This window comes from Rhodococcus sp. C3V, from assembly GCF_029269915.1.
GTDB classification, from domain to species: Bacteria; Actinomycetota; Actinomycetes; order Mycobacteriales; family Mycobacteriaceae; genus Rhodococcus_F; species Rhodococcus_F qingshengii.
The window spans coordinates 79,080-95,314 of record NZ_JARJBE010000016.1; the positions used below are offsets into that span (position 1 = coordinate 79,080).

Sequence of the window (16,235 nt, forward strand, 5' to 3'; positions counted from 1 at the left end):
GATTTCGGTGGGCTGAATATTGTTGCAGCCGTGATATTTTCGTCGTTCTTTTTGGTTGTTTGCGGATTGGTGTGTTGCCGAACACATCATGATGTCGTTGTCGCAAAGCGTCAGTGTTTGTTTCGTTACATCAGCGACAGCTGAACTTGGATACGACATGGACGATCTTTGCGGGCAAATGTGTACGGGTGAGTGGTGCCCTTAGGGGTGCTCGGAAGGCTAGGGGAAGTCGCGGTCACATTCGTTGTCGTCGAACCATGGCGATGGTTACCTGTGGGGTCGCTGCCAGGGGTGTCGGAAGGTGCGGCGTAGCTGGCAGCTGTGGTACCCATGGTTTTCGTCCGCTCGCGGTGGAGGATTAAAGTCTGTGCCGATGTCCGGGCCCTCGTCTCTGCCCCGGATCCGGTTGACGGCGAGGATGTGCGCGGTCGCCCGATCCCGGCGGTTTGAAATCGCTTTCCTCCTTGCACCACCCGTGGGTACTACGTGAAAGGCCGATTCCGATGAGTTCGACCTGCCGTGGCACTTTCGTGTTCTTGGCGGACACTCGACACTCTGTGTGAAGGGGTTGGTTTCAGGCCGTTTTTTCGTGTTCGACGCGTCTACTGGGCCCTGAGTGCCGAGCCGCGTTATCTCTCCTGCATGGTGGGCCGGCGCTCCACATCGGGTAAATGCGGAGCGCCGGTCCGGGCAGAACACTCAGAGATGGTTGGTGGGATTGGCGGAACTGCGGGAAGCGACTAAACAGCCGATGGCAGCAATGGCCAGTAAGACTGCTGTCAGGATCAATGCGGTATGAAACGCGCCCGCCGGATTGGCGCCGCCGTTGACCCGGATCGCGAAGACGGCACCGAGAACGGCCGGTCCGAGTGCCCCGCCGTACTGTCTCATGGCGGTATTCGCGGCTGCAGCCATGCCTGCGAGGTGCCAAGGCACAGCGTTGATTGCTGCAGTTGATACCGAGGTCATCATGACGGCAACCGAAATGCCGTAAATCGCAAGGCGCCACGCGAGGTCGACAAACCCGGTCGACTCGTCGACTACGGTCAGGAGCAGCATTCCTACCGCAGCCAAAGCCAGTCCGCCTGCAAGGAGTGTCATTGCATTGAACCGATGCATCGTCAAGCCCACAAGAGGGTTGATCAGGGCGCCGACGCCGGTGACAAACAGTAGCCGCCAGCCTATTTCGAGCGGCGAGAGCTGCTGAACGGACCCAAGGAACAGGCTGAGAAGGAACATGCTGCCGACAATCGAGAACAGCGCGATGAACGCTGAGAAGCCCGCTGCCGAGAACGTGGGCGCACGGAACAGCGCTAAATTCATCAGCGGCGTGGTGGCACGGAGTTCGATGATGACGAATGTAGCGAAGGCGACCCCTGCAACCCCGAGGCCGATTATCGCGTGAGGTGAGGTCCACCCGCTCGCGCCACCCTCGATGATGCCGTAGATCGAGGAAGCGATCGCGATCGTCGCCGAGATCTGTCCGGGCCAGTCCAGGTGGCGACCCTCGGGTGACTGGGATTCAGGCAGTTTGGCGATCGCGAACACGCCCGCTCCGGTTGCCAGAACCGCAGTCGGAGCGAAGATCCATCCCCACTCTGCAAACTCCAGGATGCCGCCGGCCACCAGTGGCCCGAGTGCGAGGCCAAGCATCATGCCGGTAGCCCAGATTCCGATGAACTTGCCACGTTCACGAGGGTTGGGTACAGCGTGCCCGATGAGCGCGAGCGTGGTGGGCAGCAACATACCTGCGCCCAGCCCGGATACGGCTTGCCCGGCCCACAGGAGGTGAATAGTCGAGACGTCGGCCAAGGTTCCCGCGACTCCCGCTATGGCAGCTCCGAGGATCGTCAGCAGCATACCGATGAGGTAGATGCGTCGCCGTCCGTAGAGGTCGCCGAAGACTCCGGCTGACAGGACTGCGGCGGCCATGGGAATGACGTAGGAGTCGGAGACCCATTGGAGGTCTGAGGTACTGGCACCGGTGGCGTTGCCGATAGTGGTGAGCGCAACGGCGACAGCAGTGATCGGGACGTACGTGACGAACACGCCAAGCACGGCTAGACCGATGGTCATTTCCCGGCTGCGGTGCTCGTCGATAGTCCCGGACATGTCTTCCGCATGCTCGGCGGTGGATGACGACATTGAGGGTGTGACTCCTTCTCGGACGCGAACTAAATCGATATAGTAAATCGATATAGTGAAAAGGTAACAGATGGGTCGGCCGCAGACCGATACAGTGAGGGTTGCCGATAGGAGCTGGAAATGCGAAGTACGACGCGGACGACCTTGCGTGACGTCGCTGCGGCCAGTGGAGTATCAGTGACCACTGTGAGTTTCGTGCTCAACAACAATCCGAAGCAGACCATCCCGATCGCCACACGGGAGCGCGTCCAGAAAGCCGCGCGCGACCTCGGCTACGTGCCACATGGGACCGCTCGCGCTCTCCGCGAGGGGTCGTCCCGCATCGTCGTCCTCAACATCGCAATCGGACGAGAGAGCAACTATTCACGTAGCTACATTCGCGGCCTCGACGACGAACTCGCCGCCCACCAGCACGTTCTGCTTGTCAAATTCGGGCACTCCTCCGCGGAATCGACCCGGCAGGTTGTCGACGCGATAACACCGCGCGCCGTCCTGACATTCGGGGAGGCATATCTGAACGGCGACGAACGCGACGATGGCAGTTGGACAGGAGGTCTGGCCGCGACTTCTGCGCTACAGATCAACCATCTGGCCAGCCGCGGCCACACCAACATCGCTATGGCACTGCCCAGTCCTGGCACCGACCTGCGTGACGTCCGTCTACGGTTCGCACGCGAGTCCGCTGCAGCGCTCGACTTGGCACCGCTCACATCCTTCACGATGCCGTCACCGAGGGACGCCGGAACCGATGCACTGCAGGAGTTTCGCGCGTCCAACCCCACAGTGACAGCGGTCGCGGCTTTCGACGACGACGTCGCGCTGCGAACTCTGGCAGCGATGCGAGATCTGAAACTCACAGCGCCTCGAGACCTGGCTGTCATCGGGTTCGACGCCACCGAATACGGGGCACTCGCAACCCCACCACTGACAACCGTCCACACCGACGCCGAAGCCCACGGGCGTCTCGCAGCACGCGGTGCCCTCGGGATCGATATCTCGGACGTAGATCTCATCCCCGGGCGGGTAATTGAGAGGGCGACAGCGTGAGGTTCCGCTGCCGGTCATGGCACTATCGCCTCGCAGTGCGTCACGAGAGTTGTCTTCCGGCCAGGTGCCGTTCTGTTTCGTCAGTTGAGTCCTCCTGCATGTTTTCACCGCCCTTCGGGTAAGTAACCCTGTCCGGGGCTCAACCCCCTCGAACTCAGGAGTCGACGATGATCGTTTCTTTGCCAGGTGTCTACAAACCGCAGGAAGATACGTCGTTGTTGATCGACGCACTGTCCAGTCAAACGGTCACAGCGGCCTCGCGCGTGCTCGACTTGTGCTCCGGTACGGGAGCACTCTCGATTGCGGCAGCCAAAGCAGGAGCAGGCCGCGTCCTCGCGATCGACATCTCGCGCCGCGCGATTTTGAACGTGAGACTCAACGGGGTTTTCAACAAGGCACGCGTCGAGGCACGTCGCGGAGACCTCACTGAAGCAGTACACGGAGTTCTATTTCGACACCGTCGGGAAGCTGCGTGAATTGCTGCTCGCAATGGGATTCGGAATTAGGAATACGGTTCCCGCTCGAGCTGATGTCGGAATCGGACAGGTTTTCACTCTGGTACCGGAAGGACGCGTCCTCGTCCTGCTCGATCCATGCAACAGCGGGATCGAGGTGAGTCTGCAGATCGAATACGTGGGATGCGAAGTTGCGGACTACTTGCGAAAACACTTACCGGAGAACATTTCACATGTAGTGAGGATCAGTGCCGGGCCCCTGGCCCGATCGTTCCTGAACCAAGACGATCCGAGTGCTCGACACACGTTGGAAAGGACTGGAAATGAGTGACCACCCCCGGCCTGAACTGCCGGTCGACACCAACGTCGACGAGATGTGCAGGCAGCTGGCATCCGTTGCAGCCGAACGCGGATTGACAGTGTCAACGGCAGAGTCGCTGACGGCGGGAAATATCGCCGCCCAACTCGGGAAGGCCCCTGACGCTGGTTCGTGGTTCAGCGGCGGGATCGTCGCCTACAACCGGGAGGTCAAGCAGTCCGTGCTTCATGTTCCCGACGGCCCCGTTGTGAGCGAAGAAGCCGCACGCGTCATGGCGCACAGCATCGCAACCCTGATGGGCACTACGCTGGCTCTCGCCGTCACAGGGGAGGCCGGGCCCCAGACTCAGGAGGACGTGGCCCCGGGGACGGTGTGGTTCGGAGTTGTCGATCATGGACGGGCGGAGACCGAGAAGCGCGTTTTCTCAGGCGATCCGGAGGATGTCCTTGCCCACACGATCGAACACGCGATTCGACTTCTCGTGCAGCACGCCTCAGCAGACGCCACATCCGGTCGAGTTACATCGTGATCTTCAGGACTCCGTTTTCGAAAGCTCTTCGTTCCTGGCGGGCCATGAATGACGTCGAACAGTATTGACGCGCAGCCAAACTGGTCTTTAGCTGCCATATCCGAATTTCTCGGTGTGGACTACGAACCCTTCAGATCCAACACCCCGGTGGTGACCGGTATCTGCCAGGATTCACGGCAGGTACGGCCGGGCGACGTCTATGCGGCGCTGCCGGGCGTCGAGCATCATGGCGGTGAGTTCGTAGCCGAAGCAGCTGCTCGGGGCGCCGTGGCCGTGGTCAGCGATCGCCCCACCGAGATTCTGCCTACGCTGGTGGTCGAGAACCCCCGAAAAGCATTGGGTCCGTTGGCGGCCTGGATGCACGGACAGCCGTCCTCGTTGCTTGACATGTATGGAGTGACCGGCACGAATGGGAAGACCAGCACTGCGTTCATGGTCGAGGCCGGGCTGCGTGCGGCAGGCAAACGGGCGGGCCTCGTCAGCGGGGTGTGTGTTCGTGGACCGAAAGGGTCGCAGCGGGCGCGGCACACCACGCCTGAAGCAAGCGAATTGCAGACAACTGGCAGCATTCGTCCGCGATCGGGTCGACGGAGTTGCAATGGAAGTCTCCAGTCACGGCCTGGCGCAACACCGAATCGACGGCACGTACTTCCGAGTCGCCGCCTTCACCAACCTTTCGCGTGATCACCTCGACTTCCATCACACGATGGCGGAGTACTTCGAGACGAAGGCAACGCTTTTCACGGACGAGTGGTGCGCCGCGGCCGTAATCGGCATCGACGATGCCTATGGAAGAACCTTGGCTGCCCGTGTCACGGTTCCTCACTTGACCGTTTCTTCGTGTGGTGGCGCTGCAGACGTCTTCGCGACCGCCATTGACACAGGTCGGACGGGCACTGCCTTCACCGTGCACCTCGAGGAGTGGAGTAGGCGAATCCGACTACGTCTGCTCGGCGGTCACCAAGTCGACAACGCCTTGACGGCAATTGCTTCTCTGCGACTGGGCGGGGTGGACATGGCGACGGCTCTCGACGGTATCGAGGAACTCGATGCCGTTCCCGGACGGCTGGAACGTGTAGACCTCGGACAGAACTACCTAGCATTTGTCGACTACGTACACAATCCATCGGCTCAAAGCCGACTGTTTCCCTATTTGCGCTCGCTGACAACCGGAAGATTGATCGTCGTCGTCGGTGCCACCGGAGGTCGGGACTCAGGAAAGCGTAAGCCGTTGGGGTACATAGCCGGGACATTTGCAGATGTAGTCATCGTGACCGATGAAGGTCCGTGTCACGATGATGCTGCTGGTCTGAGAAACGATGTTGCTTCAGGGTCTCGTGAATCGAAACATGCTGAAACGGTTATCATTCCAGACCGCAGTGAGGCTATTGAATTTGCCGTCTCGCGGGCACGATCAGGCGATATCGTCCTCGTCGCCGGTAGAGGACATGATCACTCGATGAATTACGGCGGAGTTGAGATACCGTTCGACGATCGCGACGCGCTCGAACGCGCGGTGATCGAGCGCGTGTAGCTCTTGAAGGTGGACTTGGCCGTGCCTTCGACGATCATGGACTCGCTTACCTTCAAAGCTGTAGGGGACCTGGGCGTCTGGAACGACAAAACCGACTGGGAGACCTGTCGGCGCCCGCCGGGAACCTAACCGAGCGGTGCTGTATTTCTGCGGTGGCACTGGGTTGGTCGGTCAATCCTCTCATTTCTGTCAAACCTAGTCAGATCTGCTGTCGGGGCTCGAAACGACAGTCGAATCTACTGGTATCCAAGCTAATACGAAAGCCGAGCCCACGACCCCCGTCAAGGTTCCCATGATCAGACCGCCGAAGTTCGCTGCCGGGAGGGCCACCAGCGAGAGAATCATCGCACAGACCCCAGCAGGTAGCCGGGTGTCGACGCGTAGTAGCGCGGAAGCTGCGCACAGGGCCATGAGCGCGGCCAACAGCAGTGTGGAAACCCCGGCGATGGTACTGATGGAAATCAGAACGTCGCCCAGGCGCACGGACACGACGGCGGGTAGCAACAGAAAGCCGGCCGAAACTCCCAGCAGAATTGATCCGGCAAAAGGCCGCTGCCTTCGCCATGCGGCGAAGGCAGCTCGCTTCGTCAACATCCGACAGCCCCCTTCTCGACACTCATGGCCAGCTTGTCGATGGCGACTTGTGTTGCAGTCAAGGAAATGATCTCGACACGAGCCGGTGCCAAACTCGAGTCGCCGGCGGTTATGGCTGATGCGTGAGGCGGATCGAGTTCGGATACCTCGCCGAGTGCAGAGACTTCAGCACCCAATCGTGCATCGTGTGCAGTGATGGCGCCGCCGAGAGACGCTGCGTCCAAAGTGATGCCGGAAGCGGTCGTTCCGTCGCCGGGGGCACGAATGCCCATGGTGACGTCACCCAGGAATGGTACTCCGTGAGCGACAGTCGACAAGCACAGATCGGTCAGGCGAACCTGTTGGATATGAACGGCGATGCTCGCAGATGCGTCTGCGGCAGTCTCCGCAGCTCGGGGATAAACCTGAATGCCTTGGGCTTCGACAGCGGAAACGCTTCCCGTGAATCGCTGCCCGGACACCACGATATTCATGGGCAGTTTTCCCTGCGCGATGCCGCCACCCAGAGTCACGACGGCCAACAGACCCAGACCGACTATGACCACAAAGCGCCCCTTGTGAACCGAACTCACTGGTCTGCGCCTCTCATTGCTGTGTCCTGCATTTCGGTAGTTCACACTGAGGTCACGCACTGAGGCTCGTAGTGTCCATCTTCGTGGTTCGGCGAGAGAGTGCGTAAAGCACTATCCCGACCGCGAGAAGTGCTGCCGGCGTAACCAAGTCGCCGAGCTTTGCTGAGACGCCGCAGGATCTAACGCTGTCTCCGGACAGTAGCCACTGTATCGATCAGCTTGGCGCAGAATGCTGGAAGATCACCGGGATTACGGCTGGATACCAAAGTATTCGGTCCGGAAGTGCAGACGACCACCTCTTCGTCTACCCAAGTGCCGCCCGCGTTGGTGATATCCGTGCGCAGACTCGGCCACGAAGTCAGAGTGCGACCGGCAACCACCCCGGCTTCGACCAACGTCCACGGCCCGTGGCAGATCACTGCTACAGGCTTCCCGTCGTCGAAAAAACTACGGGCGAAAGCCACCGCTTCAGGACTCATTCGGAGGAAGTCGGGGTTGGCCACCCCGCCAGGAAGTACCAGAGCGTCGTAATCGGACGACGACGCCGATCCGAGTACCGCATCCACGTCGAAGACGTCAGCTTTGTCGAGATGGTTGAATGCCTGCACAGTTCCCGGATCTGTCGAAACAATCGACGGCTGAGCGTGTTCCGCGAGCAAGGCGTCCCACGGATCCGTCAGTTCGACCTGTTCGACGCCCTCCGACGCGACGAGGAATGCAACTTTCTTTCCTGCGAGTTTCTGGCTCATGCTTGATCGTCCTTCCTGGACTGTCATCGTGACCGCTGAGCAATTGCTCAGCTGGAGGCGCCTTCGGTGTCGTCGAAGAACGACCATTCGTCGTCGTGACGAACTTCCATTCGCCACCCCAGTTCCGAATTGTCGGCACGGGTGTCCACAAACCAAGCATGTGCGTCGTCGGCGCTCTCGATGTCGCGCGTGTCAGTAACGTCGCCTGCGGGATTGATCACTCTGTAAGTAGCCATTCGGTTCGGCTTCCCAAAGTGGCGGTTCTCTAATCATGCTTCGTTTCGGTGGTGAAAGATTCTTGGCCAGCGCGACTTACACGACGCTTGGCCGTACCCGCTCCCAGCAACCATGGTCTGGTTGATACGCGATGAGGCCAGCACTTTCGAATGCATCGATCCATCCTTGCATCGGCCACTCCCCCCATCGTCGGTGAAACACTCGTGCATTGATCAGAATGTCGTCAAGGTGCTCGACAGGTGGATCCGATACCGGATGGAATTGGTGGTATGCGTCTGCGCCACCGACCCAGGCCAGTTTCACACCCTTGTCTCGGGCCGCCCGTGCGAAATCGGTGTCTTCCCCGCCGTACCCGAGGTACTCCTCGCAGAATCCACCGAGTGCACGCCACGTCGGAGCAGTGACCGCGAAGGACAACGACCAGAAGAGATCGAAGTCGTTCCCGTCCAAGATTTTTCCGTCTGGGGGCACCGGCCTCGCTGGATGCGGGTTGTGCAGCAATGCCAACGAGTCCGAACTGGTCGAGTCGGCGACGGGGTGGGGCAGGTAGGTGACCGGCCCGCAAAACAATGCGGGAGTGGAAGCCTCCGAACTTGCGGCTACGAGGTACCTCGTCAGAAGTAGCGGCGCTGCAATACAATCGACGTCGAGAAACACGAGCAATTCGGCACCATGGCGTAGAGCTTCGGCGGCCCCGATATTTCGCGCGCGAGCCAGCGGAAGCGCGCTTCCCGCGGGAACGTCGATCTCGATTGTGCGGGCAGCGCTTTCTTCCTGCGCCAAAACAGTTTTGACCATAGGGTCTCCCATGGCGACGATGAAATGTGAGAACGGTGTGGTTGTGTCGACAGCGAGGCCACGGACGTGCATTCTCAAGTGTGAGTGGCGACCGCGCACGATCGTGATCACGGCTGTTTTCATGTCAGCGGTCCATATGCCGTTTCGCGACCGACTCGATCATTCTCGCTGCCCGAGCAGCGGCACCCGCACTCTGCCACTTTGTCCAACCTCCACGATCGAGAGCTTTTGCCTCTGAAATCAATTCGGGCCACTTGTCGAGCGCCGGCCAGCCCGGCAACGTCACTGCGAGATTGTGCATCGACAATGCGCCGGCGGTCGCAGTCTGTTCTCCGAACGGACGTTTCTGCGCAATCACGATAGCCGGCTTGCCGGCGATCGAGATGTCGGCAATCGCGTTCTGGCCCGCGTGGGAGACCACGACATCGCTCGCACAGATTTCCGACCAGGGATCTGCAACCCACGTCCCTCCTGGTAAGCCGAGCCCCTTCCAATGAAAGGAATCATGCTGTGCCGCAGCAGCTTGTACGTCGGCAGCGGTTACCGTTGACCCACCGGCGCCGCTCAGCACAACGACGCGGGGTGTTGCGGGATTACCGACCGACTGAGATGAGCACGCCCGGCCGTCGAATCGGCTGATACCGCCCACATAGGTGGTCTTGTCCGCATACGGGTGGAGCCAGTGCGGGTCGTAAACCTCCTGTGGCCAGGCCGCAATAATGTGATCTGCAAGGCGATACGCCAATTGATGCGCGGCGTCGGTCCTGTCTCCTGGCATCGCCAAGACGATGACCGGGACGCCCATCAGGCGAACAAAGGTCGCAATTTCGATCGATACGTCCACGACCACGGCCTCCGGGCGCGTGGTCGCTATCCAGTCCGCCACGCGAGCCATTCGAGAGCGAAGCCCGGGTTCGTGTATCGGCGCCCAATGAAATGCCCCGTTCGCGGCCGGGTTGAGCCGGTGGTCTTCGTCGTTGTCGAGTTGCAACTGAACATGGTCGTCGAAGTCCTGCACGGCAACCGAATCGGCACTGGTGAGCGCAGTGACGTCGGAGGAGAGATGCGCTGCGATCGACGCGGCGCGAGTGAGGTGCCCTCGGCCGTGATGGTGGATGTAGTAACCGATCATAAACTTGCTCGTCGCGTAGTTGTCGACGCACAGGCAATTTCGTCGTACAACTCGAGGTAGCGGTCCACCATCCGCCGTTCCGAGCAGTGGCTTACCGCTCGCACACGTGCGCTCGGCCGAGCCAACTGCATCGCATCGCCGATTGCGGCAGTCAGTGCGATCACGTCGTCGGCCGGGACCAAACGTCCACAGTCGGGCGTGAGGATCTCCGGTATGCCGCCCCTGCCGTAGGCGACGACCGGTGTGCCACAGGCAAGAGCCTCGGCCACCACCAAACCGTACGGCTCGTCCCATTGCGGAGTGACAAGAGCAACCGCAGACATTCCTACCGCAGAGACCAGATCGTCGGTCACCAGATGGCCGAGATAGCGAATGGTACCGTCGAGTTCGGGTTCGATTCGTTCCCTGAAATAGGCATGGTCACTGACCGGGCCGGCGAGTACCAACGGCATACCGGCCGCCCTGGCCGCGGTAATCGCATGGTGGGCACCCTTTTCCGGCACGATTCGACCGAACCAGATCAGACGGTGCCCGCCAGGGCCCTGATGCCATTGATCCGTGTCGACTCCGTTGTGTACGACATCGACATCTCCGGCAGCGTGTCTCCATGCTTCGGCGGTGTAGCGACTCACGGCGGCAAACCGGCCGGGGGACCCGCCGGCCGCGATCGCTGATTCCAGCCAGGGCGTCGGTGGCGTGTGCAAAGTGGTGAGCACGGGAGTGTTCAGCGTCGACGTCATGGCCACCGGCAGATAGTGAAGGCTGTGGTTGTGGATGACGTCGAAGCTCTCCGCGTAGTCTCGCGACAGGCGGAGCATGAGGTCGAGATAGGCATGATGTTCTTGCATGAAATGCTCTGCCGGCATGGAGATATCAGATCGGGCAGCCGTGCTGATCGGGGCTGGACGGACGTCGATCAGCTCACAAGCGAGTTCCGGATCCGATCCTGGTCCGGCAAACAAGGTGACATCGTGGCCGGCTTTTCGCAGTGCCGCAGCCAGATGCCATACATGGGCCTCGAGACCGCCGGCGAATGGTTGGATGACTGGATAACGACTCGAAGCGATCAGAGCTATGCGTAGAGCCCTCACGCGAGAACCTTCTCGTAGATCTCGCGGTGGGCAGAAGCTGACAATCGGCGCTGCCTGGTACGCATTGCGGCGGAAAGACGCACCGGCTCTTCCGAATACAATTTGCGGACGCATCGATCGAGCGACTCGGCATCGAAATGATGCTCGTCGAACCCGTAAACCTTGCAGTCCTGCTGTTCCGAGTAGAACCCACAACTGGGCGCAATGACAGCTGTGCCGAGATCGTAACACGCCTCCAGCCATCCAGAATGCGTCCCGAAGCGGTATGGCAACACCGAAACTGACAGGGACATAAGGTAAGTCCACAGCTCGTCATCACTGAAGTAAGGGTGTACCACTACGTCGACGTCCCGTCGACGCGCATACTCCGTCAGCCTGTTCGCTGCCTGGGGTGCATACCAATGATTATCCGGATCGAAGATCTCGTCGTGGACGTTCACGACCAATCGCGCTCCCGGCAACGTCGCAATCGTCGCGCAGAGCGTGTCCAACACCGGAAAGGGATCCATGTTGGGACGCAGGCTTTTCACGTGGACTCCCACCGTGAAATCCGTTGCCGGGGGTCGCTCCCGATCGAAGTTCTCCAACTCGATCACGTGGGGATGAGGCAGCACTGTGCATTCCCGGCCCCAATTGTTCGCGACCACCGCCGCCGCACCCGGCGTCAGGGTGATCAGCGAATCCGCTGCGGGAATCAATACGTCCAACAATTCGCGATGTTGCTCGGGTTCCGGCTGATGCGGATTGCGCAGATCATGCACCGTGTAAACGAGAGGAACTCTGTGGCTGCGTAATTCGTGGACGATGTCCTCCATCACGCGTGGTGCGATCGCGTCGAAACCGAAGTGAACGTGGAAGAGATCGAACAGGTGGTGATGGTCCCGAATCCACGCAGGATCCAGCATCACCGGTGGCCACCATCCGCCGGGAACCTTGCGGCCGTCCTCGGGGATGGGATCGTCGAGGCGAATGATGCTGTCGGTTCCCGGCTCGGGTGTGCTGTCGTTTCCCGACGGTGGTGCCAAGTGCCGGACGTACACGTGCGATGCGGGCACTGACGCGACACGAATGACGGAAGCTCTCGTGGAGGAGTCGATGCCCGTCGAGGTCGTCAGCGGTTCCCCGGGACTGGCTTCCCAGTTCATCTCTCTCCTTGTATTCGGTTGGTGGCGTCGTGTGGACCGTCGCCCTGTGACGGGCGGCAGCCCAGCCTGCAGCACAAGGCGACGGTCCTGTGAATCGGGAAGCCCACCAGCGCCGATCCACCACACCCTTTCTCAGGATGCAGAGGGCAGATGCCCACGGCCTAGCTTCCACAAACATCGGAGGCGCCTGGCTCAGTTGCCCTTGGCGGAGCGGGAACGTCGCTTGCGGCGACGGAGGATGAGCACGAACACCAGCGCGAAGCCGAGCGCGGCCGCAACGGCTGCTGGTTGCTGCTTCACACGTTCGATATCCCGTGACACTTCGCTTTTCACGCGGGCCGGGACGTCGGCCTTTTCGGCGAGTGCGCCCACGGTCGCGGCCAGGGCTTCACGTTGCCCTTGAACATTCTCGTCGGGCCCGTCTGTGGCAGTGCTCATTTCAGTCCCTTCTTTGCAGTGGCGATGTCAGCCTTGACGCTTTCGACCGTCTCTTCCGGAACAGGCGGCGCCGCGGACTTCGCTCGTTTGGCACCCACGAGTGCGGTGATTGCACCTACAGCGATCACGATTGCCGCGATTATCAGAGCTGCAAGCCACGGTTCGAGTGCTGTCGCCAACCCGAGTACTGCTGCCGCAAGCAGTACTCCGAATCCGTACAGCAGAAGCAAAGCGCCCGCGCCGGAGATACCGAGTCCCACACCCAATCGGGTGCTCTTCGTCTTCACTTCGGCTACGGCGTGCGACATCTCGGCGCGTACGAGGTCTGACATCTGCTCGGTGAGGCGTTCGACGAGTTGTACGGTCGAGAGGGAATGCGGGTCTACCGCATCGGCGTCGACATGTTTCGGCGGAGAGGTGCTGGTAACGGGTGCCCGGGTATCGGATCGCTCGGTCATGGTCGAAATCCCTTCGTTGTCTTCGCCGCCGTGCGTTTCGCGAAGCTCGCGACCCGCGGCGATGTCTTGTGCGTGTTGACGAGCGTTCTTGTCCGAAACGCTGGTGTCCCGCGGAGGCAAGCGGAGGAATTCTTCGGCTTCGATCCCGGCCTGCAGTTGCCGGCCGCGTTCGAGTTCCGCATCAACTTCTGCCCCGAACAACAACGCGAGGTTGGTGATCCACAACCAGAGGAGGAAGATGACCGCCCCGGCCAACGAACCGTACGTCTTGTTGTAACTACCGAAATTGCTCACGTAAAAAGCGAATCCGACGGACGCCACGATCCACACTGCAATAGCGAGTGCTGCTCCGACACTGATCCACCGAAATTTCGGCTGCTTCACATTGGGAGTCACGTAGTACAGCACGGCCACGGCCAGCGTCACACAGATCAGAATGACGGGCCACTTCGCAATGTTCCAGGTTGTCACAGCGCCGTCGCCGATTCCCAACTGATCGCCCAGCGCCTTGGCGACAGGGCCGCTGACGACGAGCATCAGAATCACCGCAGCAACCAGCAAAAGGCCGGCGAGGGTGACGGCCAGTTGCAGAGGACGAAGTTTCCAGACCGGTCTCCCTTCGTCCACCTCGTACATGCGGTTCATCGCACGCCCGAACGCGCCGACATAACCGGAGGCCGACCACAATGCGCCCGCGAGGCCGACTATTAAGGCGAAACCGGCCGTGGGGGCCGCCACGAGTTGCTCGACGGTGCCACGCATCGTGTCCACCGCCGAGTCCGGGCCGACAGCGGCGACCAACTCCATCACCGTGTCGACGCTGGCACGTCCCTGGCCGACAACGCCCAACAGGGAGACGAGTGCCAGGAGTGCTGGGAACAGTGACAGCACAGCGTAATACGTCAATGCCGCTGCTAGATCTGTGCATTGATCGCGCGTGAACTCGCGGGCCGAGCGCCGCGCTACGAACTTCCACGACTGTGCCGTCAGATCGGTCGGGTCAGAAGGCTTGTGCGGGTCGTCCGCATCAACCGTGTGTGTCGCCATGCTCGGGTTGCTACCCCAATGGTCCGCTGTCGAAACTCAGTCGTGAGCAGTCTCGGTTTTGTACTCTTCTCGGTCGAGGACAGCGAGCGCCGCGAGTAGCCCGCGGCTGGACAAGATTATCGAAGGCGCGGCGGCCGTTGTGACTTTTCCCTGCTGCAACAGTTTTTCGAGTTCCTTCAACCTCCGCTGGGCGAGAGGCAAACTTGTGACCGCGTGATCGTCGGTGGGATCGTGTACCGGGCCTTTTCCCGCATCGGCAAATGCTCCGGCCATCGCTTCGAGCAAGTCGGAGACGGCTCCTTGCAAGGTCTCGTTCTCGGCGAAGTCGCTGTCCTCGACGGCAAGGATCAGCGCCATGAGATGTAACGTCGCTCGGTCGAGTGCTTCGGCGGCGGGACGAAACAGATCGGAGCCACCGACGCGCAACCAGCCGCGCTTGCGAAAGTTTCCGACCAGGCTGGCTTCACCTTCCATCACTGCGGCGTGCGCAGCGACGGACTTGTTCACCGAGAGTGCCCGTCGACGCCAGAGATCGCTAGCTCCAGCACCAGTTTTCACGTCCTCGGCCATTTGTCGGAGAATGTCCGAGACCTCATGCGTACGCGAGACCAAAAGGTCTCTGGCATCGGAGAGATGGTCGGGCGGGACCAACACGGCATTGACGGCGATGCCCACGAACACTCCGAGCACCACGTCGCCTATACGGTGCATGACGAGGTACGGATTCGTCGCGGTTCCGTACAGAAGAACCAGTACGGCGGTGACGGCCACCCAGATCCCGTCAGGTGACAACCGCGGAATGCGGCCGACGAGTATTCCTGCACCCGTTGCGAGGGCCAACGCGGCAACGGTCGGGAGTGTCACCGCTGCAATGGCGGCCACAACCACACCGAGGACGACCACGCTCACCTGGCGGGCGGCTACCCGCATCGAGTTGCGCACCGTGTTCCCGATGATGAAGAGTGCAGCATACGGGGCGAGAAATGCTTCAGGACTGTGAAAGACGCTGTTCGCGATCACCCACGCGATGACGACGGCTACTGCGCCTTTCAGAGCTGTGACCAGGCCTATGCTTTCACATCGCCGGATCAGGGGATGCTCGAGAATTCCTTGCTCCTTAGCCTTCTACGGTTGTCCGACACTTCGTCCGAACAAAACCTTGTCCGCTGTTGCCGGCAGGTCGCGTACTCGCACGCCGGTAGCATCGTAGATCGCATTGACCACTGCGGCTGCAGCCCCGACGATCCCGATCTCGCCGGCACCCCGCGATCCCATCGGGTTGACGTGTGTGTCGACCTCGTCGAGCCAAAAGGCTTCGATGTCTTGCACATCCGCGTTTGTGCTGATGTGGTAACTCGCCAAGTCGTGAGTCATCACGTGGCCGAATCTGTTGTCCCGGAAGCTCTCCTCGTGCAACGCCATCGACAATCCCATTGTCATTCCGCCGATGAGTTGCGAGCGAAGCGTTTTCGCATTGATTGCACGTCCGATCGAGAACACACCGAGCATCCGGGGGATCCTGATCTCGCCGGTGTCGCGATGGACGCGGGCCTCTACGAAGTGAGCACCGAACGAATGCATGGAGTAATCGTCCTCATCCGGATTCTTCGGCGTTTCAGTTGTCGTCTCCGCGCCGGCAGCGGGAGTTGAGCCGTGCTTCGTGCGGAACTGGCGGGCAGCTGCAACGACGGTAGAGCCCCACGACGAGATGCCGGCGGATCCACCGGCAACTGTCGCGAAAGGAAGCTTGGTATCGCCGATTTCGAGCCGCACTTCCTCGATACGGCATCCGAGAGCATCGGCGGCAATCTGCGTCAGAGCTGTCCAGGTTCCCGTACCGATGTCCGCCGCGCCGATCTGGACGGTGTAGATTCGATCGGTTCCGAAGACGATGCGCGCTTTCGAACCAGGATTGGTCATTGCCGGATAGGTTGCCGCCGCCATG

At 60.7% G+C, this 16,235-nt stretch carries 16 protein-coding genes and 1 pseudogene; 4 read left to right on the plus strand and 13 right to left on the minus strand.

Features of this window, described 5'->3' with window-relative positions; all coding sequences use genetic code 11:
- Positions 1-699 precede the first annotated feature (699 nt).
- Complete coding sequence (locus P3G66_RS28615) at positions 700-2,145, minus strand: MFS transporter (RefSeq protein WP_276117442.1); 1,446 nt, start codon at positions 2,143-2,145, stop codon at positions 700-702.
- A 120-nt stretch (positions 2,146-2,265) separates the two neighbouring features.
- Here P3G66_RS28615 and P3G66_RS28620 point away from each other — a divergent pair, with 120 nt between their 5' ends.
- The 4 genes and pseudogenes from P3G66_RS28620 to P3G66_RS28635 all read left to right on the plus strand — a co-directional run bounded on the left by P3G66_RS28620 (position 2,266) and on the right by P3G66_RS28635 (position 6,029).
- On the plus strand, positions 2,266-3,192 hold the full coding sequence (locus P3G66_RS28620) for a LacI family DNA-binding transcriptional regulator (protein WP_047272429.1): 927 nt from the start codon (positions 2,266-2,268) through the stop codon (positions 3,190-3,192).
- 167 nt (positions 3,193-3,359) lie between these two features.
- The gene (locus P3G66_RS28625) at positions 3,360-3,668 is read left to right on the plus strand and encodes a 50S ribosomal protein L11 methyltransferase (protein WP_276117443.1); all 309 of its coding nucleotides are present in this window, start codon (positions 3,360-3,362) and stop codon (positions 3,666-3,668) included.
- Between the two features lie 302 nt (positions 3,669-3,970).
- Positions 3,971-4,495 (plus strand): CinA family protein, encoded by a 525-nt coding sequence (locus P3G66_RS28630; protein WP_276117444.1) that lies wholly within the window; start codon positions 3,971-3,973, stop codon positions 4,493-4,495.
- Between the two features lie 48 nt (positions 4,496-4,543).
- A pseudogene (locus tag P3G66_RS28635) lies at positions 4,544-6,029 on the plus strand (UDP-N-acetylmuramoyl-L-alanyl-D-glutamate--2,6-diaminopimelate ligase).
- Between the two features lie 195 nt (positions 6,030-6,224).
- Here the strand turns inward: P3G66_RS28635 and P3G66_RS28640 are convergent.
- The 12 genes from P3G66_RS28640 to P3G66_RS28695 all read right to left on the minus strand — a co-directional run.
- Entirely contained in the window at positions 6,225-6,623 is a 399-nt protein-coding gene (locus P3G66_RS28640) for a DUF6114 domain-containing protein (RefSeq protein ID WP_047272425.1), read from the minus strand.
- Entirely contained in the window at positions 6,617-7,195 is a 579-nt protein-coding gene (locus P3G66_RS28645; RefSeq protein ID WP_276117445.1) for a DUF6230 family protein, read from the minus strand. Before P3G66_RS28645 ends, P3G66_RS28640 begins: the two co-directional genes overlap by 7 nt.
- Before the next feature lie 179 nt (positions 7,196-7,374).
- Positions 7,375-7,944, minus strand: a complete 570-nt coding sequence (locus tag P3G66_RS28650) for a type 1 glutamine amidotransferase domain-containing protein (protein ID WP_276117446.1) — start codon at positions 7,942-7,944, stop codon at positions 7,375-7,377.
- Between the two features lie 47 nt (positions 7,945-7,991).
- Positions 7,992-8,180, minus strand: a complete 189-nt coding sequence (locus P3G66_RS28655; RefSeq protein WP_047272420.1) for a hypothetical protein — start codon at positions 8,178-8,180, stop codon at positions 7,992-7,994.
- Between the two features lie 76 nt (positions 8,181-8,256).
- Positions 8,257-8,979 (minus strand): galactosyltransferase-related protein, encoded by a 723-nt coding sequence (locus P3G66_RS28660; RefSeq protein ID WP_346349165.1) that lies wholly within the window; start codon positions 8,977-8,979, stop codon positions 8,257-8,259.
- A 124-nt stretch (positions 8,980-9,103) separates the two neighbouring features.
- Positions 9,104-10,111 carry a glycosyltransferase gene (locus tag P3G66_RS28665; protein WP_276117448.1) on the minus strand — a complete coding sequence of 336 codons (1,008 nt, stop codon included), beginning with the start codon at positions 10,109-10,111 and terminating at the stop codon, positions 9,104-9,106.
- Complete coding sequence (locus P3G66_RS28670) at positions 10,108-11,202, minus strand: glycosyltransferase family 4 protein (RefSeq protein ID WP_276117449.1); 1,095 nt, start codon at positions 11,200-11,202, stop codon at positions 10,108-10,110. The genes P3G66_RS28665 and P3G66_RS28670 overlap by 4 nt, the downstream gene beginning before the upstream one ends.
- A complete protein-coding gene (locus P3G66_RS28675; RefSeq protein WP_276117450.1) occupies positions 11,199-12,347 on the minus strand; it encodes a glycosyltransferase family 1 protein in 1,149 nt (382 codons plus the stop codon). The genes P3G66_RS28670 and P3G66_RS28675 overlap by 4 nt, the downstream gene beginning before the upstream one ends.
- 192 nt (positions 12,348-12,539) lie before the next feature.
- Positions 12,540-12,785, minus strand: coding sequence for a DUF3618 domain-containing protein (locus tag P3G66_RS28680; RefSeq protein ID WP_276117451.1), 246 nt, complete (start codon positions 12,783-12,785; stop codon positions 12,540-12,542).
- On the minus strand, positions 12,782-14,290 hold the full coding sequence (locus tag P3G66_RS28685; protein ID WP_276117452.1) for a YhjD/YihY/BrkB family envelope integrity protein: 1,509 nt from the start codon (positions 14,288-14,290) through the stop codon (positions 12,782-12,784). The genes P3G66_RS28680 and P3G66_RS28685 overlap by 4 nt, the downstream gene beginning before the upstream one ends.
- Positions 14,291-14,326: 36 nt before the next feature.
- On the minus strand, positions 14,327-15,397 hold the full coding sequence (locus tag P3G66_RS28690; protein ID WP_346349166.1) for an FUSC family protein: 1,071 nt from the start codon (positions 15,395-15,397) through the stop codon (positions 14,327-14,329).
- Between the two features lie 18 nt (positions 15,398-15,415).
- A partial coding sequence (locus tag P3G66_RS28695) for a molybdopterin cofactor-binding domain-containing protein (protein ID WP_276117453.1) occupies positions 15,416-16,235 on the minus strand: 820 nt, incomplete at its 5' end.

What these genes read in the sequence shown, in the direction of transcription:
- P3G66_RS28625 (WP_276117443.1), top strand. Translation starts at nt 3,360, where the DNA reads ATGATCGTTTCTTTGCCAGGTGTCTACAAACCGCAGGAAGATACGTCG.
- P3G66_RS28615 (WP_276117442.1), bottom strand. Translation starts at nt 2,145, where the DNA reads ATGTCGTCATCCACCGCCGAGCATGCGGAAGACATGTCCGGGACTATC.
- P3G66_RS28650 (WP_276117446.1), bottom strand. Translation starts at nt 7,944, where the DNA reads ATGAGCCAGAAACTCGCAGGAAAGAAAGTTGCATTCCTCGTCGCGTCG.
- P3G66_RS28660 (WP_346349165.1), bottom strand. Translation starts at nt 8,979, where the DNA reads ATGGTCAAAACTGTTTTGGCGCAGGAAGAAAGCGCTGCCCGCACAATC.
- P3G66_RS28680 (WP_276117451.1), bottom strand. Translation starts at nt 12,785, where the DNA reads ATGAGCACTGCCACAGACGGGCCCGACGAGAATGTTCAAGGGCAACGT.
- P3G66_RS28675 (WP_276117450.1), bottom strand. Translation starts at nt 12,347, where the DNA reads ATGAACTGGGAAGCCAGTCCCGGGGAACCGCTGACGACCTCGACGGGC.
- P3G66_RS28665 (WP_276117448.1), bottom strand. Translation starts at nt 10,111, where the DNA reads ATGATCGGTTACTACATCCACCATCACGGCCGAGGGCACCTCACTCGC.
- P3G66_RS28630 (WP_276117444.1), top strand. Translation starts at nt 3,971, where the DNA reads ATGAGTGACCACCCCCGGCCTGAACTGCCGGTCGACACCAACGTCGAC.
- P3G66_RS28685 (WP_276117452.1), bottom strand. Translation starts at nt 14,290, where the DNA reads ATGGCGACACACACGGTTGATGCGGACGACCCGCACAAGCCTTCTGAC.
- P3G66_RS28620 (WP_047272429.1), top strand. Translation starts at nt 2,266, where the DNA reads ATGCGAAGTACGACGCGGACGACCTTGCGTGACGTCGCTGCGGCCAGT.
- P3G66_RS28640 (WP_047272425.1), bottom strand. Translation starts at nt 6,623, where the DNA reads ATGTTGACGAAGCGAGCTGCCTTCGCCGCATGGCGAAGGCAGCGGCCT.
- P3G66_RS28655 (WP_047272420.1), bottom strand. Translation starts at nt 8,180, where the DNA reads ATGGCTACTTACAGAGTGATCAATCCCGCAGGCGACGTTACTGACACG.